21 protein-coding genes are annotated in these 20,081 nt (G+C 70.0%); 11 read left to right on the plus strand and 10 right to left on the minus strand.

Annotated features, from left to right (window positions below; all coding sequences use genetic code 11):
* The 3 genes from AC07ZS_RS09845 to AC07ZS_RS09855 all read left to right on the plus strand — a co-directional run.
* A partial coding sequence (locus AC07ZS_RS09845; RefSeq protein WP_494798417.1) for an AI-2E family transporter occupies positions 1-881 on the plus strand: 881 nt, incomplete at its 5' end.
* An 11-nt stretch (positions 882-892) separates the two neighbouring features.
* A complete protein-coding gene (locus AC07ZS_RS09850; protein WP_494798418.1) occupies positions 893-1,102 on the plus strand; it encodes a hypothetical protein in 210 nt (69 codons plus the stop codon).
* Positions 1,065-1,745, plus strand: a complete 681-nt coding sequence (locus AC07ZS_RS09855) for a Pr6Pr family membrane protein (RefSeq protein ID WP_494798419.1) — start codon at positions 1,065-1,067, stop codon at positions 1,743-1,745. Before AC07ZS_RS09850 ends, AC07ZS_RS09855 begins: the two co-directional genes overlap by 38 nt.
* Here the strand turns inward: AC07ZS_RS09855 and AC07ZS_RS09860 are convergent.
* Positions 1,726-2,613: a LysR family transcriptional regulator gene (locus AC07ZS_RS09860; RefSeq protein WP_494798420.1), complete on the minus strand. Its 888-nt coding sequence runs from the start codon at positions 2,611-2,613 to the stop codon at positions 1,726-1,728. The two genes, AC07ZS_RS09855 and AC07ZS_RS09860, sit on opposite strands and share 20 nt — an antisense overlap.
* Positions 2,614-2,759: 146 nt before the next feature.
* On the opposite strand from AC07ZS_RS09860, the gene AC07ZS_RS09865 reads away from it, so the two are divergent.
* From AC07ZS_RS09865 to AC07ZS_RS09880, 4 genes are all read left to right on the plus strand, one after another.
* Positions 2,760-3,152, plus strand: a complete 393-nt coding sequence (locus AC07ZS_RS09865) for a hypothetical protein (protein WP_494798421.1) — start codon at positions 2,760-2,762, stop codon at positions 3,150-3,152.
* 131 nt (positions 3,153-3,283) lie between these two features.
* Positions 3,284-4,756: a UbiA family prenyltransferase gene (locus AC07ZS_RS09870; protein ID WP_494798422.1), complete on the plus strand. Its 1,473-nt coding sequence runs from the start codon at positions 3,284-3,286 to the stop codon at positions 4,754-4,756.
* Between the two features lie 19 nt (positions 4,757-4,775).
* On the plus strand, positions 4,776-5,138 hold the full coding sequence (locus AC07ZS_RS09875; protein ID WP_291121883.1) for an SMR family transporter: 363 nt from the start codon (positions 4,776-4,778) through the stop codon (positions 5,136-5,138).
* A gap of 10 nt (positions 5,139-5,148) precedes the next feature.
* Positions 5,149-6,696 carry an ArnT family glycosyltransferase gene (locus AC07ZS_RS09880; protein WP_494798423.1) on the plus strand — a complete coding sequence of 516 codons (1,548 nt, stop codon included), beginning with the start codon at positions 5,149-5,151 and terminating at the stop codon, positions 6,694-6,696.
* On the opposite strand, the gene alr is transcribed toward AC07ZS_RS09880, so the two are convergent.
* Positions 6,697-7,809 (minus strand): alanine racemase, encoded by a 1,113-nt coding sequence (alr, locus tag AC07ZS_RS09885; protein ID WP_494798424.1) that lies wholly within the window; start codon positions 7,807-7,809, stop codon positions 6,697-6,699.
* Positions 7,810-8,018: 209 nt separating this feature from the next.
* Here alr and lplT point away from each other — a divergent pair, with 209 nt between their 5' ends.
* A complete protein-coding gene (gene lplT, locus AC07ZS_RS09890) occupies positions 8,019-9,290 on the plus strand; it encodes a lysophospholipid transporter LplT (RefSeq protein ID WP_494798425.1) in 1,272 nt (423 codons plus the stop codon).
* A gap of 10 nt (positions 9,291-9,300) precedes the next feature.
* Here the strand turns inward: lplT and AC07ZS_RS09895 are convergent, their stop codons facing one another.
* Positions 9,301-10,512, minus strand: coding sequence for a hypothetical protein (locus tag AC07ZS_RS09895; protein WP_494798426.1), 1,212 nt, complete (start codon positions 10,510-10,512; stop codon positions 9,301-9,303).
* Positions 10,513-10,682: 170 nt separating this feature from the next.
* On the opposite strand from AC07ZS_RS09895, the gene AC07ZS_RS09900 reads away from it, so the two are divergent.
* Positions 10,683-11,165, plus strand: coding sequence for a glutathione peroxidase (locus AC07ZS_RS09900; protein WP_494798427.1), 483 nt, complete (start codon positions 10,683-10,685; stop codon positions 11,163-11,165).
* 193 nt (positions 11,166-11,358) lie between these two features.
* Here the strand turns inward: AC07ZS_RS09900 and glcF are convergent, their stop codons facing one another.
* From glcF to AC07ZS_RS09925, 5 genes are all read right to left on the minus strand, one after another.
* On the minus strand, positions 11,359-12,588 hold the full coding sequence (gene glcF, locus AC07ZS_RS09905; RefSeq protein WP_494798428.1) for a glycolate oxidase subunit GlcF: 1,230 nt from the start codon (positions 12,586-12,588) through the stop codon (positions 11,359-11,361).
* A gap of 13 nt (positions 12,589-12,601) precedes the next feature.
* On the minus strand, positions 12,602-13,702 hold the full coding sequence (gene glcE, locus AC07ZS_RS09910) for a glycolate oxidase subunit GlcE (protein WP_494798429.1): 1,101 nt from the start codon (positions 13,700-13,702) through the stop codon (positions 12,602-12,604).
* Positions 13,703-13,777: 75 nt separating this feature from the next.
* On the minus strand, positions 13,778-13,996 hold the full coding sequence (locus tag AC07ZS_RS09915) for a hypothetical protein (RefSeq protein WP_494798430.1): 219 nt from the start codon (positions 13,994-13,996) through the stop codon (positions 13,778-13,780).
* Positions 13,997-14,109: 113 nt separating this feature from the next.
* Positions 14,110-15,528 (minus strand): ammonium transporter, encoded by a 1,419-nt coding sequence (locus AC07ZS_RS09920; RefSeq protein WP_494798431.1) that lies wholly within the window; start codon positions 15,526-15,528, stop codon positions 14,110-14,112.
* A 32-nt stretch (positions 15,529-15,560) separates the two neighbouring features.
* Positions 15,561-15,899, minus strand: a complete 339-nt coding sequence (locus tag AC07ZS_RS09925; protein ID WP_291124926.1) for a P-II family nitrogen regulator — start codon at positions 15,897-15,899, stop codon at positions 15,561-15,563.
* Between the two features lie 334 nt (positions 15,900-16,233).
* On the opposite strand from AC07ZS_RS09925, the gene AC07ZS_RS09930 reads away from it, so the two are divergent.
* Together AC07ZS_RS09930 and AC07ZS_RS09935 are read left to right on the plus strand one after the other, a co-directional pair.
* Positions 16,234-17,781 carry a YifB family Mg chelatase-like AAA ATPase gene (locus AC07ZS_RS09930; RefSeq protein WP_494798432.1) on the plus strand — a complete coding sequence of 516 codons (1,548 nt, stop codon included), beginning with the start codon at positions 16,234-16,236 and terminating at the stop codon, positions 17,779-17,781.
* Between the two features lie 82 nt (positions 17,782-17,863).
* Positions 17,864-19,303, plus strand: a complete 1,440-nt coding sequence (locus AC07ZS_RS09935; RefSeq protein ID WP_494798433.1) for an NAD-dependent succinate-semialdehyde dehydrogenase — start codon at positions 17,864-17,866, stop codon at positions 19,301-19,303.
* A gap of 34 nt (positions 19,304-19,337) precedes the next feature.
* Here the strand turns inward: AC07ZS_RS09935 and AC07ZS_RS09940 are convergent, their stop codons facing one another.
* Both AC07ZS_RS09940 and AC07ZS_RS09945 read right to left on the minus strand, forming a co-directional pair.
* Positions 19,338-19,736, minus strand: a complete 399-nt coding sequence (locus AC07ZS_RS09940; RefSeq protein WP_494798434.1) for a DoxX family protein — start codon at positions 19,734-19,736, stop codon at positions 19,338-19,340.
* Positions 19,737-19,855: 119 nt separating this feature from the next.
* Complete coding sequence (locus AC07ZS_RS09945; RefSeq protein ID WP_494798435.1) at positions 19,856-20,080, minus strand: hypothetical protein; 225 nt, start codon at positions 20,078-20,080, stop codon at positions 19,856-19,858.
* Between the last annotated feature and the right edge of the window lies 1 nt (position 20,081).

A 20,081-nucleotide genomic window follows, 5' to 3' on the forward strand; every position in this document is an offset into this window, starting at 1 on the left:
CCTCGCTGGCGCGCGAGGCCACCCAGCTCTACGCCCGCATCGAATCGGGCGAGCTCAAGCCCGCGCTGTGGCTGCGCAGCGTGTTCGAAGCCCTGCCCGACTGGCTCACCGACCTGCTCGCGCGCGTCGGCCTGGGCAATGTCGACCTGATCCAGCGCAAGCTCACCCAGGCCCTCACCCAGGGCAGCCAGTTCATCGCCACGCAGACCTTCAACCTGGGGCAGGACATGCTGGGCCTGTTGATCAGCCTGGGCATCGCGCTCTACCTGGCCTTCTTCCTGGTGCGCGACGGCGGCAGCATCGTGCGCTCGATCCGGCTGGCGATCCCCCTGCCGCCCGACGACAAGCAGGAGCTGCTGGAGCAGTTCGGCACCGTGCTGCGCGCCACCGTGAAAGGCAACCTCGTGGTCGCGCTGGTGCAGGGTGCGCTGGGCGGCCTGGCGTTCTGGGTGCTGGGCGTGAACGCGGCGTTGCTGTGGGCGGTGCTCATGGCCCTGCTCTCGCTGCTGCCCGCCGTCGGCGCCGGGCTGGTGTGGGGCCCGGTCGCGATCTGGCTGTTCGCCACCGGCGAGGTCTGGCCGGCGGTAGGCCTGACGCTGTACGGCGTGTTCGTGATCGGCCTGGTCGACAACGTGCTGCGCCCGCTGCTGGTGGGCAAGGACACCGGCATGCCGGACTACCTGGTGCTGATCAGCACGATCGGCGGTATCGCGGTCATGGGCATCAACGGCTTTGTGATCGGCCCGGTGATCGCGGCGATGTTCGTGGCGGTCTGGGACATCCAGACCGCGACCCGGGTGCGCGCGCGGGCGGCCTCCCTGGCGGCCGACACCCCCCCTCCCGCGGCCCCGCCCATTGACAAGGGCAGCGAACCGCACTGACCATGCAGCCCATGAACAACCCCTTCGCGCTCTGCGCCGTTGCGCTGCTTCCGTGGCTGGCCGCCTGCTCCACCACCACGCCCACGCCACCGGCCAGCGAGCGCTCACCCATCATGTGCACGCAGGACGTGCTGCAGTGCCCCGATGGCCGCTTCGTCGGCCGCACCCCGCCGGGCTGCGTCTTTGTCTGCGCCGCCAACACCGCCCCAGCCGCGCGCTGACGCGGCCTGGCGCCACCCCGGCCTGACGGGGCTGGTGGCGGCGCTGGCCTGGTTCGGCCTGGGGTTGCAGCTGCTGCTGTCGTTGCGGCTGGTCGTCGCACAAGGCGGCACGCTCCTGGGCGGGCTGGTGGTCTACCTCGGTTACTTCACCGTGCTCACCAACCTGCTGATGGCCCTGAGCCTGAGCCTGGCGTTGCTGCGCCCCACCAGCGCCGCCGGGCGCTGGTGCCGGCGACCGGGGGTGGCCACGGCGGTGGCCGTGAGCATCGCGCTGGTGGGCCTCACCTACCACCTGCTGCTGCGCCACGTCTGGGACCCGCAGGGCCTGCAGAAAGTGGCCGACGTCACGCTGCACTACGCCTTGCCGCTGCTGGGCGTGCTGCACTGGTGGCTGGCGGTGCCGCCCGCGCGCATGGCCTGGCACGCGCCGCTGGCCTGGTCGCTCTGGCCGCTGGCCTACCTGGGCTACGCGCTGCTGCGCGGCCTCTGGCTCGGCACCTACCCCTACCCGTTCATCGACGTGGCCGCGCTGGGCTACCCGCACACCTTGCTGAACGCGCTGGGCCTGTGGGCGGTGTTCCTGCTGGTGGGCGCGGCCTTCGTGGCGGTCGCCCGCTGGCGGCTCAGACCGCCGCCGCGCTGAGCAGCCGCTGCACCAGCGGGTGCTGCACCTTGCGCGCGGTGCCAATGGCATAGAAGTGCTCCTGCACGCCCTCGCAGGGGCCAACCCCCCGCAGGCCGTAGGCCTGGGCGAGTTGCTCGCGCATGCGCTCGGCGGCCGGCAGCACGCCCATGCCGGAGGCGCCGAAGGTGGCCAGCAGCGCACTGTCCTCGAACTCGCCCACCACGCGCGGCACCACCCGCTGGCGCTCGAACCACTGGTCGATGCGCAGGCGCACCGAGGACTGCGCCGTGGGCAACAGCACCGGCACCTGCGACAGGCAACGGGGGAAATCGCGCCGGGCCGCGTCCAGCCAGGCCGGGGGCGCGTACCAGCCCAGGGGCGACGAGCCCAGCGCGTGGCTGTACAGCTTGAGGTTGGGGTTGGCCGGCGCGGGCCGGTCGGACAGCACCACGTCGAGCCGGTGCAGCGCGAGCGCGGCCAGCAGGTCGTCGAAGCTGTCCTCGTGGCAGAGCAGGCGCAGGTTGGCCTCGGTCAGCACCGGCGCGAGCAACTCGCGCACGGCGAGCTTGGGCAGGCCGTCGGAGATGCCCACCACCAGACGCACCCGCTGCCCGCCAGCGGCGTCGCTCACCGCGCCGCGCAGTTGCTCGCCCAGCGAGAAGATCTGCTCGGCCAGGGCCAGCGCCGCCTGGCCCGCCTCGGTGAGCGCCAGGCCGCGCCCGGCCGGCTTGAACAGCGCGTGGCCGAGCGCCTGCTCCAGCTGGCGCACCTGCGCGCTCACGGTCTGCACCGCCATGCCCAGGCGGGCCGCCGCGTGCGACATGCCGCCTTCCTTGGCCGTGACCCAGAAGTAATACAGGTGCCTGTAGTTGAGTTCCTGGTCCACAGTTCGATTTTTCAGGATGATTGATCTCTGATTTTCTGCTTTTTGCGAAACCCAGGACCGGCTATGGTCATGGTTTCCCTTCAACAAAGGACTTGCACGCCCATGCGCACCCATCCCATCCACAGCCCGTCAGCGAGAGCCCTGTCATGAAGCCGCTGATCTGGGGTGTTTTCGGTCTGCTCGCCCTGTGCTGGACCGGTCTGGCCGCGGCCTCGGTGGAAATCACCGAGTGGTTGCTGACCCTGGTGGGCTCGGGCCAGGCGACCGACCTGGCCACCGCCACGGGCCAATGGCCGGTGCCCGACTGGCTGGCCCTGTGGGTCGATCCGGCCTGGGTGAAAGCCATGCAGGGCGCGTGGCTGGGCCTGGTGCAGTGGCTGGGCCAGGTCCTGCCCACCACCGGCGGCCTGATGGCCTGGGTCACACCCCTGGTGTGGACCGCCTGGGCGCTGGGCATGGTGTGCCTGCTGGTGCCGGCGATCGCGCTGCACTGGGTGGCCGGCCGCCTGAAACTGCCGCCCCGCCCCGTCCGGGGTTGAGCCCCGGGCGCGGCGCGCCGAAACCACAGCAGCGTGCGCAATGCACGGACCGGGGAGAAACGGGCCGGCGCGTCACGAGGGAAGTGAGGACCGACCCCTAAAATCGGCCCACACTTTCCTGGACGCACACCTTGACGCCCAACACCACCCCCGCGCCCACCGACACCTGCCCGCTCTATGTGGACCTGGACGGCACGCTCACACACAGCGACACCCTGCACGAGTCGGCCATGCTGTTCGTGCGGGCCAACCCGCTGAACCTGCTGCGCATGCTGACCTGGCTGCCGCTGGGCAAGGCCGGCTTCAAGCAGCGGCTGGCCAGCGCGGTGCGGCCCGACCCGGCGCGCCTGCCCTACAACGAACCCTTCGTGCAGTACCTGCGCGACGAACACGCGCGCGGCCGGCCCCTGGTGCTCGCCAGCGCGGCCGATGCGCGCATCGTGCAGGATGTGGCCTCGCACCTGGCGGTGTTCGACGACAGCCTGGGCACCAACGCGCAGGCCGACGGCGTCAACCTCAGCCGCGGCAACAAGCGCGCGGCGATCGACGCGCACGCGCGCGCCCACGGCCACGGCAGCTGGGCCTACGCCGGCAACAGCCGCGACGACCTCGATGTGTGGGCCGGCAGCGCCGAGGCGGTGGCGGTCAACGCCCCCGGCGGCGTGGTGGCCTCGCTGCAGCGCACGCACCCGCAGGCCCGCGTGTTCGAGCGCGAGCCCCTGCGCCTGAAGACCGTGCTGCGCGCGATCCGGCTCAAGCAATGGTCCAAGAACGGCCTGCTGTTCATCCCGCTGCTGGCCGCGCACTCGCTGGACCCCGCACTCTGGGGCGCGGTGTGGCTCGCCTTCATCGCCTTCGGCCTGTGCGCCTCGGCGACCTACCTGGTCAACGACCTGCTGGACCTGCCCAACGACCGCGCGCACCGCATCAAGCGCCACCGCCCGCTGGCCTCGGGGGCGATCGGCATCACCACCGCCGTCGGCCTGGGGGTGGCCATGCTGGTGCTGGCCTTCGTGCTGGCCTTCGCGGTCTCCACCGGCTTTGCCGTGGTGCTGCTGGCCTACACCGTGACCACGCTGGCGTATTCGATGTACCTCAAGCGGCTGGCGCTGATCGACGTGCTGGTGCTCTCGGGCCTGTACACGCTGCGCATCGGCGCGGGCGCGGTGGCCTCCGGCGTGGACCTGTCCAACTGGCTGCTGGCGATCTCGATCTTCCTGTTCCTGAGCCTGGCGCTGGTCAAGCGCTGCGCCGAACTCGAAGAGCTGGAGGACGACCAGCGCACGCTCGCGCCCGGCCGGGGCTACCAGCCGCGCGACCTGGCCTCGCTGCGCGCCATGGGCATGTCCAGCGGTTTCATGGCGGTGCTGGTGCTCACGCTCTACATCGACAGCCAGAACAGCCAGAAGCTGTATGCCCACGCCGACTGGCTGTGGGCCGCCGCGCCGGTGCTGCTGCTGTGGATCATGCGCATCTGGCTCAAGACCGGGCGGCGCGAGCTGCACGGCGAGGACCCGCTGCAGTTCGCGCTGAAAGACCCGTTCAGCTGGGTCACGCTGCTCGTGATGGGCGGCATCGGCTTCGTGGCCACCGTCGGTTTCTGAACCCAGGACACCCCCTCCCATGAAATCCATCGCCCTGGGCCTGGCCCTGTTCTGCGTGCTGCTGTCTTCGGCCGCGCAAATCGCCATGAAGCGCGGCATGGGCGCGCCCAGCGCCGCCGCCGACGTCGGCAGCACCTACCTGCAGGCGCTCAGCAGCCCGCTGGTGTGGGTGGGCCTGATGCTCTACGGCGCCAGCGCCGTGCTCTGGCTGTGGGTGCTCTCGCGGCTGGACGTGAGCGTGGCCTACCCGCTGGTGAGCCTGGGCTTCGTGGTCACGCTCGCGCTGGGCGTGCTCTGGCTCGGCGAACCCTTCTCGTGGCTGCGCGTGGCCGGCTGCACGCTGATCGTGGTGGGCGTGAGCCTGCTTGCCCTGGATGCCTGACCCCCTGCCCATGCGCGCTTCCGAATTTTCCGCCCACACCTCGCGCCAGATCTTCTGGGTCGCGTTCGCCGTCACCCTGCTGCTCAAGCTGGTCATCGCCGCCGGCTTCCCCATCACCGGCGACGAGGCCTTCTTCTACCAGTGGGGCGTGTTCCCGGCCTGGGGCTACTCCGACCACCCGCCCATGGTGGGCTGGCTGATCGCGGCGCTGCGCCAGATCGGCGACCACCCGCTGGCGCTGCGCAGCTTCACGCTGCTGCTCACCAGCTTCATCGCGCTCGGCGTGGTGGACCTGCTGCGCCGCTTCCTGCCGGAAGACCGCGAAGCCAGCGCCTGGCTGGCGGGTGCGGTCTACCTGGCCATGCCCTGGTCGTGGATGTTCGTGCTGGTGACCACCGACACGCCGCTGATCTTCTTCATGGTGCTCTCGGCCTGGTGCTACCTGCGCGCCGACACCGGTGCGCAGCGCGGCAGCGTGCCCTGGTACGCACTGGCCGGCGCCTTCCTCGGCCTGGCCTTCCTCTCCAAGTACTTCGCGGCGCTGCTCGGCTTCGCCTACGCAGCGCACTGCTTCGGCTGGCGGCGCGAACGCTGGTGGGCGCCGTTCCTCATCTTCGTGCTCGCCCTGCCCTCGATCGCGCTCAACATCGCCTTCAACGCCACGCACGGCTGGAGCAACGTGATGTTCAACGTGTTCAACCGCAACGAGGGCTCGTCGTGGTCGTTCGAGACCTTCGGCGTGTACCTCGCGATGGCGATCTACCTGCTCACGCCCTGGCTGCTCTGGCGCGCGCTGGCCGCGCGGGGCGCATCCGGCGTCTCGCCCACCACCCAGCGCACGCTGGCCGTGCTGTGGCTGTTCCCGCTGATCCTGTTTGCGCTGCTGAGCACGCGCCGCACCATCGGCCTGCACTGGGTGCTGGGCTTCGTGCCGCTGTTCGTGGTCTGGGCCGGCCTGCGGCTGGACGCGCGCGCCCTGCGCCGCAGCCTGACCTGGACCGTCGCGCTCTCGGTGCCCCACTTGCTGGTGGTGGCCGCCATCGCCTGGGCGCCGCTCTCGTGGTGGCAGCCCTTCAAGATCTACGACCGCGCGGTCTTCCTGCGCGAAACCGCCGCCGTGGTCGCCGCGCTGGAAAAAGACCTGCCGGCCGGTGCCACGCTCATGGGTCGCACCTACAACCCGGCGGCCATGCTGGCCTTCCACCACCGGCAGTACGTGCCGGTGTTCGGCGTGGGCAAGCACCATGCGCGGCAGGACGACCAGATCGTCGACTTCCGCCGCTACGACGGCCAGCCCATCCGCGTGTTCCTCTACGACGAACCCAAGCTGGAGGAGTTCGCTCCCTACTTCGAGCGCGTGAGCGCCAAGCGTTTCGACGTGGACGGCGTTGCCTTCTACGCGGTCGACGGCCAAGGCTTCAAGTACCAGCCCTTCCACGACACCGTGCTGGCCGAAGTCGCCCGCGAGTTCCACGACATCCCGACATGGCTGCCCATCCTCGGCAGCCCCTTCTGCGAGCGTTACGGCTTCGCCATGTGTTCGCCAGGCCGCCCCTGATCAGGCTGAGGCAAACGCGACACGGGGCGCCACCGCACACATCAGCTCATAGCTGATGGTTCCCGCCGCCGCGGCCACCTCATCGATCGGCAACACCTGGTCGGAGGAGGAAGCCCGACCCCACAGCGTCACCTCCGACCCGATCCCCGCCGCCGCGATCGGCGAGAGGTCGACCACCAGCATGTCCATGCTCACCCGCCCGACCAGCCGCGTGCGCACCCCGTCCACCAGCACTGGCGTCCCGGTGAGCGCATGGCGCGGATACCCGTCCGCATACCCGCAGGCCACCACCCCGATGCGCATCGGCCCCTCGGCCGTGAACGTCGAGCCGTAGCCCACGGTATCGCCCGCCTGCAGCGACTGCGTGCCGATGATGCGGCTGGACAGCGTCATGGCCGGCTGCAGGCCCCAGTCGCTCGCGCGCTTCTCGGGGAAGTCGGGCGCGCTGCCGTACAGCGCGATGCCCTCGCGCACCCAGTCGGCCGACAGGCTTTGCGCTCCGCGCAGCGCCAGCTTGGCATGGCGCAGGATGGCCGCGCTGTTGCACAGCGTGCGCTCGCCCGGCAGGTCGGCGGTGGCGGCCTCGAACGCGGCCACCTGGTGCGCAATGCCGCGCGCGCCGTCGGCGTCGCTGAAGTGCGTCATGAGCGAAATCTCGTCCACCTGCGGCAACGCATTGAGCCGCGCCCAGGCGCTGCGGAACGCGGCGGGCGTGAAGCCCAGGCGGTTCATGCCGCTGTTGAGCTTGAGGAACACGCGGTGCGGCACCTGCGTCTTGTGCGCGGCGAGCCAGTCGATCTGTTCGTTGCAGTGCACCGTGTGCCACAGGTGCAGGCGCGAACACAGCTCCAGGTCGCGCGGCTCGAACACGCCTTCGAGCAGGTGGATGGGGCCACGCCAGTCGAGCGCGCGCAGGCGCTCGGCCTCGGCCAGGTCCAGCAGCGCGAAGCCGTCGGCGCTGCGCAGCGCGTCGAAGCAGCGCTCGATGCCATGGCCGTAGGCATTGGCCTTGACCACCGCCCACACGCGGGCGTCGGGGGCGAAGTCGCGCGCGCGCGCCAGGTTGTGTTGCAGGGCGTCGGTATGGACGGTGGCAAGAATGGGACGGGGCATGGCGGGCGGCGGGAGGCGTCGAGGGAACGTGCGGGAAGTCGCGGGACGGGCCGTCGGATGCACACCGGGGGGAACCCGCCCCGGTATTTTCAGGGTGGCGTGCTATAACCCGGCATCGTCTGGAGACCCGTCAACTGTCGCACAAAAAAGGCCGGTGCATCGGCTCAGCTCCCCCTGGCTGAAGCGCCCCGGCACACAAAATCATCTCCATGAAGCGCGGCTTCTACACCATCATGACGGCGCAGTTCTTCAGCTCGCTGGCGGACAACGCGCTGTTCGTGGCTGCGATCGAACTGCTCCGCACGCGCGGCGCACCCGAGTGGCAGAGCGCCGCTCTGGTGCCGCTCTTTGCGCTGTTCTATGTGGTGCTCGCGCCCTTCGTCGGCGCCTTCGCCGACGCCAGGCCCAAAGGCCAGGTCATGTTCATCAGCAACGCCATCAAGGTGGCGGGCTGCCTGCTGATGCTGGTGGGTGTGCACCCCTTGCTGGCCTACACCCTGGTGGGCCTGGGCGCGGCGGCCTACTCGCCGGCCAAGTACGGCATCCTCACCGAGCTGCTGCCGCCCTCGCAGCTGGTCAAGGCCAACGGCTGGATCGAAGGCCTCACGATCGCCTCCATCATCCTGGGCGTCCTGCTCGGCGGCCAGCTGGTGAGCCCCTGGATCTCGACCCGGCTGCTGGCCGTCGACCTGCCCGGTATCCACCATGCGGCCGAAGCGGCGATCGCCGCGCTGGTGGTGGTGTACGCACTGGCCGCCTGGTTCAACACCCGCATCCCGCTCACCGGCGTGACGCCGCGGCCGATGCCGAAGAACCCGCTGGCCCTGCTGCCCGATTTCTGGCGCTGCAACAGCCGCCTGTGGCGCGACCGCCTGGGCCAGATCTCGCTGGCCACCACCACGCTGTTCTGGGGCGTCTCGGGCAACCTGCGCTACATCGTGCTGGCCTGGGCCGGCGCCGCGCTGGGCTATGGCACCACCCAGGCCTCTTCGCTGGTCGGCGTGGTGGCGGTCGGCACGGCGGTGGGCGCGGTGGTCGCCTCGATGCGCATGCGGCTGGACCAGGCCACTCGCGTGATGCCGCTGGGCATCGCCATGGGCCTGCTGGTGATCCTGATGAATTTCATCGACAACGTCTGGGTGGCCGCGCCCTTCCTGGTGCTGCTCGGCGGCCTGGGCGGTTTCCTGGTGGTGCCGATGAACGCGCTGCTGCAGCACCGGGGCCACAACCTGATGGGCGCGGGCCGCTCGATCGCGGTGCAGAACTTCAACGAGCAGGCCTGCATCCTGACCCTGGGTGCGCTCTACAGCTTCTCCACCGGCATGGGCTGGTCGGCGTTCGCGGCCATCACGGCCTTTGGTGTGCTGGTGGCCGGCTGCATGGGGCTGATCGCGCTGTGGCACCGCCACAACCAGCGCACGCACCCGCACGAGCTGGAGCGCCTGCTGGAAATCGCCCGCCGCGACGACCTGCACGGCTAGAACAAAGCGTTCAGAACCCCACGTTGGTGGGCGCGAAGCCGTTCAGGCTCACCAGGCGGTGCTGGGCCAGCACCTTGTAGAGCTCGGCCTCGCCCACGGAGCGTGAGAGGTAGGCGTCGCTGCCGGCCAGACCGGCCTTCATGCGGTCCATGCTGCCGGCGGTGGGCGCGAACATGATGACCACCGGTGCGCCCTTGGGGCCCTTGGTCTGTTTGGCGGCGCGGCAGATGTGGTTGGCGTCGGGCTCGCCCTTGAGGCGGTCGATCGCCACCACGCGGTAGGGGTGGGCCTTGAGCATGACCAGGGCCTGCGCGCCCTCGCGCGACCAGTCCACCGTGAGGCCGTATTTCTTGAAGCGCTTGAGCAGGATGCGCCCTTCCACCAGGCTTTCGGCCACCAGCAGCATGTCGCCGCGCGTCACTTCGGGCACGGGCGCGGCCTTGTCGGCGCTGAGCCGGGACTTGGGCGAACGGGTGCGCGGCGCCGGCGGGGCGGGCAGGTCTTCGAGGCTGCCGAAGTCGGTCATGCCCATCACGCCAGGGCGCACGGCGGGTGCAGGCGCGGGCGCGGTGCGCCCAGGCGGGGGCACCGTGCTGCGCAGGTGGGCGGCGTCGCCGCGCTCCAAGGGACGCGTGGGCGGGAATTCGGTGTCGGGGGAGCGGCGCCGACCGCCGCGCACGGCCGGCACCAGGGCCGACGGCGGCAAGGCGCCGAAAGGCTGGGTCAGCGCAAAGCCCCGGTCCGCCCCGGCACCGGGCGCGACCAGAGGCGGATGCTGGATCGGCACCGCGCGGCCGCTGGCCAGCTTCATGCTCGCGTCCAGTCCCTGGAACTGGGACGACTGGAATGGGGCTTCACCCGCACCATGGACGGCGGTGGCATCGGGCGTCCGGCGGCGCGCGGGCTCGGGCGGGGTCGCACCCACGATCTCGTCGAGCGCGGCCAGCATGGCGACCAGCTTGACGGGCTTGCGCTGCAGCGGCCAACCGGTGCCGGCGTCGGAACTGCCGACCAGCATGACGCGCCCGGGCAGTTCGGCATCGCGCACCAGCAGCACGGCCTGCACGTTGTCGGCGTTGACGATCAGGATCTGCGCGTCCATGACTTCGTCCTGCACCAGGTAGCCCGGAGGCCGGCGCGACGCCAGGCGAAAGAACGATTCGAATGTGGACGATTCGGCCTGGGAAAACCCCACCAACGCCACCGAGTAGGCAGTCACCATCTCCAGCCCCAGTTTTGTTATTGAATGTTGCGAGGCAGTATGCCTTCACCGGCCAGGGCTTTGGAAGAGGGAAGCGTTCACGCCAGCTCCTGCAAATGCACCTTTCGTCGTACATCGGCGTGCCGGCGCACAATCCGTCACACTGCATCCCCCCCTCCCAGGAGCCCCGCATGAGCAGCATCTATGACTTTGAAGCCCAGTCCATCGACGGCAAGCCCGTGCCTTTGCGGCAGTTCGAGGGCAAACCTCTGTTGATCGTCAACACCGCGAGCGCCTGCGGTTTCACGCCACAGTTCGGCGGGCTGGAGAAGTTGCACCAGGCCTACGGGTCGCGGGGTCTGGTGGTGCTGGGTTTTCCGAGCAACCAGTTCGGCGCTCAGGACCCGGGCAGCAACGACGAGATCGCCAGTTTCTGCCAGCTCAACTATGGCGTGAGCTTTCCCATGATGAGCAAGATCGACGTGAACGGCGCGAACGCCCACCCGCTGTACCAGTGGCTGACGGCCGAGGCCCCGGGCCTCCTGGGCAGCAAGGCCATCAAGTGGAACTTCACCAAGTTCCTGGTGGGCAAAGACGGCCGGGTGCTCAAGCGCTACGCGCCGCAGGATGCGCCGGAGAAGCTTTCCAAGGACATCGAGGCGGCGTTAAGCTGACCCCCCCGCGCCGGCTTCGCCGTCACCCCCCCCAGGGGGCGGCACTGGCGGCCGGGCAAAGCCCGTTCCGCGTGCCCTTGGCAAATGCACCTGCCGCCGGCGCGCGTGACTTGATCCAGGATGCCGCGGAACGGGCTTTGCCTGGCCGCAGGCATCGCCCCCCCGGGGGTGACGGCGAAGCCGGCGCGGGGGGTCAACCCAAAATTTCGTCGAGCACCTCGACCCAGTGCCGCACCGGCGTGGCGGTGCCGCTCTGCAGGTGCGTGATGCAGCCGATGTTGGCGCTGGCGATCACCGCGGGTTGCAGCTCGCGCAGGTGGCCGAGCTTGCGGTCGCGCAGGGTGTGGGCCATGTCGGGGTTGAGCACCGAGTAGGTGCCGGCCGAGCCGCAGCACAGGTGGGCTTCGGTCTTCGCCACCTGCACGGTGAAACCCAGCGCCCCCAGATGCTGCTCCACCCCGCCCTTGAGCTGTTGACCATGCTGCAGCGTGCAGGGTGGGTGGAAGGCCACCACACGCGCCACATCGGGTGCGCGCTTCAGCAGGGGTCGCAGCACCGGCACCAGCGCGGGCAGCAGCTCGCTCAGGTCGCGCGTGAGCTCGCTCACGCGCGCGGCCTTGGCCGCGTAGGCCGGGTCGTCCTGAAGGATGTGCCCGTACTCTTTCACCGTCACACCGCAGCCCGAGGCGTTCATCACGATGGCCTCGACGCCGCTCTCGATCAAAGGCCACCAGGCGTCGATGTTGGCGCGCATCTGGGCGCGCCCGCCGTCCTGGTCGTTGAGGTGGAACTTCACGGCGCCGCAGCAACCCGCTTCGGGCGCCAACACCCCTTGGATGCCGGCGGCGTCGAGCACGCGCACAGTGGCGGCATGGATGCTCGGCATCATGGCCGGTTGCACGCAGCCCGCGAGCAGCAGCACGCGGCGCGCGTGCGAGCGCGTGGGCAACTTGCCGGCGGCGCGCGGCACCGGCACCTTGTCCTTGAGCAGGCCGGGCAGCAGCGGGCGCACCGCCTGCCCGAGCTTCATGGCCGGCGCGAACAGCGGTGAAGTCAGGCCTTCCTTGAGCAGCCAGCGCACGGCTTTTTCGCCCATCGGGCGCGGCACCTTCTCGTCCACGATCTGGCGGCCGATGTCGACCAGGTGGCCGTAGTCCACGCCGCTGGGACAGGTGCTTTCGCAATTGCGGCAGGTGAGGCAGCGGTCCAGGTGCAGCTGGGTCTTGCGCGTCGGCTCCGCGCCTTCGAGCACCTGCTTCATGAGGTAGATGCGCCCGCGCGGGCCGTCGAGCTCGTCGCCGAGCACCTGGTAGGTGGGACAGGTGGCGGTGCAGAAGCCGCAGTGCACGCACTTGCGCAGGATGGCTTCGGCCGCGCGGCCGTCGGCGCGCTGCTGGTATTCGGGAGAGAGCTGGGTCTGCATGGATCGGTTCCGGTCAGCCCATGCGGCCCGGGGTGAAGAGGCCCGCCGGGTCGAATTCGGCGCGCAGGCGTTGCGTGATGGTGGCGATGGCGGCGCCCGAGCGGTCGAAGCGCGGCACGCCGGGCGCGCCGTCGGCCCCGGCGCGGAACAGCGTGGCGTGGCCGTTCACCGCCGCGGTGGCCGCGCGGATCTGGCCCGCGGCGCTCGCGGGCGCCCACAGCCAGCGCTGCGCACCCTGCCATTCGATCAGCGGCGCCCAAGGCAGGCCCAGCACCGGTGCGGTCTGCGGCACCGAGAGGCGCCACAGGGCGTGATCGGCGGTCGGGGCCTGGAAGAAGGGCAGGCGCTGGTCGCGGCCGTCGGCCCAGTCGCGGCCAGCGGGCTCGGGGGCCAGGCGGGTACCGCCGGCCTCGCGCGCCATGCGCTCGCCCGCGGCCTCCACCGCCGCGACCGCACCGCGCAGGCGCACGGTGAGGCGGTCCGCCGCCCAGCGGCTGGCATTGATCGGCAGCGGCTGACCGCCCCAGCGGTGCAGTTGCTCCAGCGCCTCGTGCTGGCCGAGCGAAAACACCAGCGTGGCCTCGGCCGGCGCCACCGGCAGCACCTTGAGGCTGACCTCGGTGATCACGCCCAGCGTGCCCAGGGAGCCGGCGAGCACGCGGCTGACGTCGTAGCCGGCCACGTTCTTCATGACCTGGCCACCAAAGGTGAGCAGCTCGCCACGCCCGTTGATGAAGCGCGCGCCGAGCACGAAGTCGCGCACCCCGCCGGCGCTGGCGCGCGCCGGGCCCGCAAGGCCGGCAGCGACCATGCCGCCCACCGTGCCGCCGGCGCCGAAATGCGGCGGCTCGAACGGGAAGCACTGGCCGCGCTCGGCCAGCACGGCCTCCAGTTCGGCCAGCGGCGTGCCCGCGCGCACCGTGACCACGAGCTCGGTCGGCTCGTAGCTGACGATGCCCGACCAGCCGGTGGTGGACAGGGTGTCGCCCGCGACGGCCTCGCCATAGAAGGCCTTGGTGCGGCCGCCGGCGATGTGCAAGGGTGAGCGCGCGTCCGCAGCGGCGCGGACCCGGTCGATCAGTTCGCCGGGGGTCTCGTGGGGCGGGAAAGACATGGCGACGATGGTAGTCGCGCGGCCCTCCGCCGGCTTTGAATTTTCTGCACGCCGCGATGCAATCGCGGCCCGGACCTACCTTGTGTAGCCCATGCACATGCCCGCGTTTGGCCGACCCTGGCATTCGCGCTTGAGGCGTTTCTCGCGCGCGGCCGGTGCTTCCTCCGAAGTCGACTTGTGGAAGGTGACCTTGGACGGCAGCTTGCGCGTCGAGGTCTCGGCGGCATGGAGCGAGGCGGCCGCCAGAGCGGCCAGCAGGGCAGCGGCGCACAGGCGCAACGGGTTCCTGAACATGGTGTCCTCCTTGGATGGTTGGGTCCCGGCGCGCATCATACGAAAGTTCTCATGGCGAAAAAAAACCCGCGTGCCCTCAGGCAACGCGGGTTCAATCCAGAGGAGATTCGGGATCAGCGGTTGTAAGCCGTCTCGCCGTGCGAGGTGATGTCCAGACCTTCGCGTTCGGCTTCTTCGCTGACGCGCAGACCGACCATCATGTCGACGATCTTGTAGGTGATGAACGAGACCACGCCGGACCACACGATGGTCACGAGCACGCTCTTGATCTGCACCCACAGCTGAGCGCCGATGGCGTAGTCGTCGGCCTTGACGCCACCCAGGCTGGAAGCGGCGAAGACGGCGGTCAGGATGGCGCCGACGATACCGCCGACACCGTGCACGCCGAACACGTCGAACGCGTCATCGGCACCCAGCATCTTCTTGAGGCCACCCACGCCCCACAGGCACACCAGACCGGCGATCAGGCCGAGGGCGATGGAGCCCATCGGGCCGATGAAACCGGCGGCAGGGGTGACGGCCACCAGGCCAGCAACGGCACCCGAAGCGGCGCCCAGCATGGAGCCCTTGCCCTTGTGCAGCGCTTCACCGGCGATCCAGGACAGCGTGGCCGCGCCGGTGGCGAGGATGGTGTTGATGAAGGCCAGACCGGCCACGCCGTTGGCGGCACCTGCCGAGCCGGCGTTGAAGCCGAACCAGCCGACCCACAGCAGCGAAGCGCCGACCATGGTGAGCGTCAGGCTGTGCGGGGTGAGCGCTTCCTTGCCGTAGCCGATGCGCTTGCCGACCACATAGGCACCCACCAGACCGGCAATACCGGCGTTGATGTGAACCACGGTGCCGCCGGCGAAGTCCAGCGCGCCGTCGGCGCCCAGCAGACCGCCGCCCCAGACCATGTGGGCCATCGGGATGTAGCTGAAGGTGAACCAGATCACGGAGAACAGCAACACGGCGGAGAACTTGATGCGCTCGGCGAACGAGCCCACGATCAGCGCGCAGGTGATGGCCGCGAAGGTCGACTGGAAGGCCACGAAGACGAACTCGGGGATCGTCGGCAGCAGGCCCGACAGCGTGTCGGCCGTGATGCCCTTCAGGAAGACCTTGTCGAAGCCGCCCACGAACTTGCCCTCACCCACGAAGGTCAGGCTGTAGCCATAGACGCACCAGAGGATGGTGATCAGCGAGAAGATGACGAACACGTGCATCAGCACCGACAGCATGTTCTTCGAGCGGGCCAGGCCGCCGTAGAACAGGGCCAGGCCGGGGATGGTCATCAGGATGACCAGCATGGTGGAGGTCAGCATCCAGGCGGTGTCGCCGGTGTCCAGCGCAGGCGCGGCGGCAGCCGGTGCGGCTTCGGCAGCGGCGGCAGGTGCGGCTTCGGCCGGCGCCGGCGCAGCGGCCGGTGCGGCTTCGGCGGGGGCGGCGGCCGCCGCAGGCGCTTCAGCAGGCGCGGCGGTCTGCGCCATGGCGTTCAGGCCGCCAAAGGCCAGGCCCATGCCCAGGAACAGGGTTGCAATGAGTTTTTTCATGTCCGTGATCTTTCTTGTTCAGGGGGCGGCGATCAGAGCGCTTCCTTGCCGGTCTCACCGGTCCGGATGCGCACCACCTGTTCCAGGGAAGTGACGAAAATCTTGCCGTCGCCGATCTTGCCGGTGCGAGCCGCACCTTCGATGGCTTCGATCACGCGCTCGACGAGCTCGTCCGACACGGCGGCCTCGATCTTGACCTTGGGCAGGAAGTCGACCACGTATTCCGCGCCGCGGTACAGCTCGGTATGGCCCTTCTGGCGGCCGAAGCCCTTGACCTCGGTGACGGTGATGCCTTGCACGCCCATACCGGAAAGTGCTTCGCGCACTTCGTCCAGCTTGAACGGCTTGATGATGGCTGAAACCATTTTCATGCTGTGATTCCTCTTCTAGAACGAAAGGGTGCTCAACCGGAAGGCCGACACCGCGGTTTGCGGAGGGGACCAGGGAACTCCACGGTCCGGATTCAATCGCTTACACCCCCAAGCACAGACCATGCCAGTGGACACCACCTCCGTACCCTAGGGGGGTATCGGCCCTGGCGGCCATCTACAGTGGCGCCGTGCGCACGGATTTTTCACGCAGCGACCCGGCCGTCTGGCCCCTCGCCACACCAAAGCTGTGCGCACCATTTGAGTGCAAGTCCATTGAACCACCATGGGGCCCGATAGGGGCCCGGGTGCGCACCGAAACAGGGAGAAATCACGCATGAGTCTGTCATTGGTGCACAGCCGGGCGCTGCTCGGCCTGGAAGCCCGCCCGGTCTGTGTCGAGGTCCATCTCGCCAACGGCCTGCCCAGCTTCACCCTGGTCGGCCTGGCCGACACCGGCGTGAAGGAAGCGCGCGAGCGCGTGCGCTCGGCCATCGCCAACGCGGGGCTGGAGTTCCCGTCGAACAAGCGCATCACGGTCAACCTGGCGCCCGCCGACCTGCCCAAGGACTCCGGCCGCTTCGACCTGCCGATCGCGCTGGGCATCCTGGCCGCCAGTGGACAGATCGACCCGGCTCGGCTGGACGGCTGGGAGTTCGCGGGCGAGCTCTCGCTCGGCGGAGAGCTGCGGCCGGTGCGCGGCGCACTTGCCATGAGCCTGGCCGCCTACCGGCAACACCATGAGCGGCCGATCCGGCTGGTGCTGCCGCCGGGCAGCGCCGAAGAGGCCGCCCTGGTGCCCCAGGCGCAGGTCTACCGCGCGCGCCACCTGCTCGACGTGGTCGCCCGCTTCCTGCCCGAACGCGAAGGCGACACCGCCGCCGCGGCGCCCGACGAGGCCGGCTGGGCCGCCCTGGCACCCAGCGCGCGCGCCACCTTGCCCAGCTACCCCGACCTGCTCGACGTGAAAGGCCAGGTGGCCGCCAAGCGCGCGCTGGAGATCGCCGCGGCCGGCGGCCACAGCCTGCTGATGGTCGGGCCGCCGGGGTCGGGCAAGTCCATGCTGGCCCAGCGCTTTGCCGGCCTGCTGCCACCCATGGGCACGCTCGAAGCGCTGGAGTCCGCCGCCGTGGCCTCGCTGGCCGGGCGCTTCACCCTGGATCGCTGGGGCCAGCGCCCCACCTGTGCCCCCCACCACAGCGCCAGCGCCGCGGCCCTGGTGGGCGGCGGCTCCCCGCCGCGCCCGGGCGAGATCTCCCTGGCGCACCAGGGCGTGCTGTTCCTCGACGAACTGCCGGAGTTTCCGCGTTCGGCGCTGGAGGCCCTGCGCGAGCCGCTGGAGAGCGGCCACATCCGCATCTCGCGCGCGGCCATGCAGAGCGAGTTCCCGGCCCGCTTCCAGCTCATCGGCGCGATGAACCCCTGCCCTTGCGGCTTTCTGGGCCACCCCACCCGCGCCTGCCGCGACACGCCGGACCAGATCGCGCGCTACCAGGGCAAGCTCAGCGGCCCGCTGCTCGACCGCATCGACCTGCACGTCGAGGTGCCCACCATGCCCCCGGACGACCTGCTGCGCGGCCCACCGGGCGAGCCCAGTGCCACGGTGCGCGAGCGCGTGCACCTGGCGCGGCAGCGCGCCCAGGCCCGCCAGGGCACCACCAACCAGGCCCTGGCCGGGCAGGCACTGGACGCGCACGTGAACGCCGAACCGGCCGCGCTGAAGTTCCTGAACACCGCCGCCGCGCGCCTGGGCTGGAGCGCGCGCAGCACGCACCGCGCCCTGCGCGTGGCGCGCACCATCGCCGACCTCTCGGGTGTCGATGCGGTGGCTGCCGCGCACGTGGCGGAGGCGGTGCAGTACCGGCGGGTGTTGCGAGCCGGCTGAATCCCCCTGCCGCCCCGCGCCCCCCGCCAACTGGTATGGTTCCCGGTTTCCGCCCCGCCCCCTTTCCAAGCAGGAGACCTCCATGAGCTACCCCAACACCCAGCTGTTCATCCAAGGCCAATGGCGCGATGCCCAAGCGGGCGAGACGCTGGCCGTGTTCAACCCCGCGACCGGAAAAGAGATCGGGCGCGTGGCGCACGCGCGCCAGGCCGACCTCGACCTGGCCCTGGCCGCCGCCCAGAAGGGCTTCGAGACCTGGCGCGACACGCCTGCCATCGAGCGCGCCAAGGTGATGCGCGCGGCCGCCGGCCTGATGCGCGAGCGCGCCGGCGCCATCGCCCGCCTGCTCACGCAGGAACAAGGCAAGCCGCTGGCCGAAGCCAAGGGCGAGGCCATGGCCGCGGCCGACATCCTCGAATGGTTCGCCGACGAAGGCCTGCGCGTCTACGGCCGCATCGTGCCCTCGCGCGGCAACCTCGCGATGCGCCAGATGGTGCTCAAGGACCCGGTGGGCCCGGTGGCCGCCTTCACGCCCTGGAACTTCCCCATCAACCAGGTCGTGCGCAAGCTCGCGGCGGCGCTGGCCACGGGCTGCTCCATGATCGTCAAGGCCCCCGAAGAAACCCCGGCCGCCCCGGCCGAACTGGTGCGCGCCTTCGCCGACGCCGGCCTGCCGGCAGGCGTGCTCGGCCTGGTCTACGGCACGCCGTCGGAGATCTCCAGCTACCTGATCGCGCACCCGGTCATCCGCAAGATCACCTTCACCGGCTCCACGCCGGTGGGCAAGCAGCTCGCCGCGATGGCCGGCCAGCACATGAAGCGCGTCACGATGGAACTGGGCGGCCACGCGCCGGTGATCGTGGCGGAGGACGCCGACGTGGCCCTGGCCGTGAAGACCGCCGGCGGCGCCAAGTTCCGCAACGCGGGCCAGGTCTGCATCTCGCCCACGCGCTTCCTGGTGCACGAGAGCATCGCCAAGGAGTTCTCGGCCGCCCTGGTCAAGCACGCGGCGGGGCTTGCGGTGGGTGACGGCACGACCGAGGGCACGCAGATGGGCCCGCTGGCCAACCCGCGCCGCGTCACGGCCATGGCCGAGTTCACCAAGGACGCCGTGGAACGCGGCGCCACCCTGGCCACCGGCGGCGAGCGCATCGGCGACGAAGGCAACTTCTGGCGGCCGACCATCCTGACCGACGTGCCGCTCGACGCACGCGTGTTCAACGACGAGCCCTTCGGCCCCATGGCCGCCGTGCGCAGCTTCAACACGCTGGACGAAGCCATCGCCGAGGCCAACCGCCTGCCCTACGGTCTGGCCGGTTATGCCTTCACGCGCTCGCTGAAGAACGCGGACCTGCTCGCGCGCCGGGTGGACGTGGGCATGCTGTGGGTGAACATGCCCGCGATGCCTTCGGCGGAAATGCCGTTCGGCGGCATCAAGGACTCGGGCTACGGCTCCGAGGGCGGTCCGGAGGCGATGGAGGCCTACCTGAACTCGCGTGCCGTGACGATCATGAACGTCTGAGTTCGATGGGGCGCCGCTCGCGGCGCCCCCCAGATCACTTGTTCGGACCGATGCGGTGCGTGAACGCCACCACCAGCGCGGTCACGAAGAAGAAGGCCTGCAGTTCCAGGCGCCAGCCGCCGGTGTTGGTGATATCGAACCAGTGGCCCATGTGCGCCAGTCCCACGGCGAAGGCCATGTTGATCGCGATGACCAGGGCCGCCGGCACCACCCACACGCCCGCGAGCAGGAACAGCGGCGCCACGAACTCGCCCAGGTACACCCCATAGGCCAGGAAGCCGGGCAGGCCCTTGGCCACCAGCATGCCTTCGATGCCACTCACGCCGCCGGTGATCTTGGCCCAGCCGTGCAGCACCATCAGGAGCGCCAGGGTCCAGCGCAACAGGATGACGCCGAGTCGGGGGTGGTTGAAGAGGTTGTTGAGTACGTTCATGGTGAGAAGGTTTTAAGGAGCCAACATCAAAAAGGGGATGCACCGAGGTGCTGAGCCGCCGCCGCGTGAAGAGGTTCCCGGCACGCGCCGCCATGGCGCCCCGCGACCGGGTCGGTGACCTACTGCCGCTTCCAGTGTCTGTACCCGCGCCATCCCCACACCGCCAGGCACCCGGCGCCCAACACCAGCGCCAGCCAGCCCAGGCCCGCTGAGCCCGCGACGATGTCCCGCAGCTCCGGCGACTGGAGGCGGTGGGGTGCGATCAGCACGATCAGGCCAATGGCCGCAAGCAGCGCGCCTTTCCAGAGCAGGTCGTCGCTGGGCTTTTGGTTCTTCGACTTCATC

The organism is Hydrogenophaga sp. GW456-12-10-14-TSB4, from assembly GCF_059424305.1.

Coding starts and splice junctions, on each gene's coding strand:
- AC07ZS_RS09850 (WP_494798418.1), top strand. CDS start 893: ATGAACAACCCCTTCGCGCTCTGCGCCGTTGCGCTGCTTCCGTGGCTG.
- AC07ZS_RS09865 (WP_494798421.1), top strand. CDS start 2,760: ATGAAGCCGCTGATCTGGGGTGTTTTCGGTCTGCTCGCCCTGTGCTGG.
- AC07ZS_RS09875 (WP_291121883.1), top strand. CDS start 4,776: ATGAAATCCATCGCCCTGGGCCTGGCCCTGTTCTGCGTGCTGCTGTCT.
- AC07ZS_RS09880 (WP_494798423.1), top strand. CDS start 5,149: ATGCGCGCTTCCGAATTTTCCGCCCACACCTCGCGCCAGATCTTCTGG.
- alr (WP_494798424.1), bottom strand. CDS start 7,809: ATGCCCCGTCCCATTCTTGCCACCGTCCATACCGACGCCCTGCAACAC.
- lplT (WP_494798425.1), top strand. CDS start 8,019: ATGAAGCGCGGCTTCTACACCATCATGACGGCGCAGTTCTTCAGCTCG.
- AC07ZS_RS09895 (WP_494798426.1), bottom strand. CDS start 10,512: ATGGTGACTGCCTACTCGGTGGCGTTGGTGGGGTTTTCCCAGGCCGAA.
- AC07ZS_RS09900 (WP_494798427.1), top strand. CDS start 10,683: ATGAGCAGCATCTATGACTTTGAAGCCCAGTCCATCGACGGCAAGCCC.
- glcF (WP_494798428.1), bottom strand. CDS start 12,588: ATGCAGACCCAGCTCTCTCCCGAATACCAGCAGCGCGCCGACGGCCGC.
- glcE (WP_494798429.1), bottom strand. CDS start 13,702: ATGTCTTTCCCGCCCCACGAGACCCCCGGCGAACTGATCGACCGGGTC.
- AC07ZS_RS09915 (WP_494798430.1), bottom strand. CDS start 13,996: ATGTTCAGGAACCCGTTGCGCCTGTGCGCCGCTGCCCTGCTGGCCGCT.
- AC07ZS_RS09920 (WP_494798431.1), bottom strand. CDS start 15,528: ATGAAAAAACTCATTGCAACCCTGTTCCTGGGCATGGGCCTGGCCTTT.
- AC07ZS_RS09925 (WP_291124926.1), bottom strand. CDS start 15,899: ATGAAAATGGTTTCAGCCATCATCAAGCCGTTCAAGCTGGACGAAGTG.
- AC07ZS_RS09930 (WP_494798432.1), top strand. CDS start 16,234: ATGAGTCTGTCATTGGTGCACAGCCGGGCGCTGCTCGGCCTGGAAGCC.
- AC07ZS_RS09935 (WP_494798433.1), top strand. CDS start 17,864: ATGAGCTACCCCAACACCCAGCTGTTCATCCAAGGCCAATGGCGCGAT.
- AC07ZS_RS09940 (WP_494798434.1), bottom strand. CDS start 19,736: ATGAACGTACTCAACAACCTCTTCAACCACCCCCGACTCGGCGTCATC.
- AC07ZS_RS09945 (WP_494798435.1), bottom strand. CDS start 20,080: ATGAAGTCGAAGAACCAAAAGCCCAGCGACGACCTGCTCTGGAAAGGC.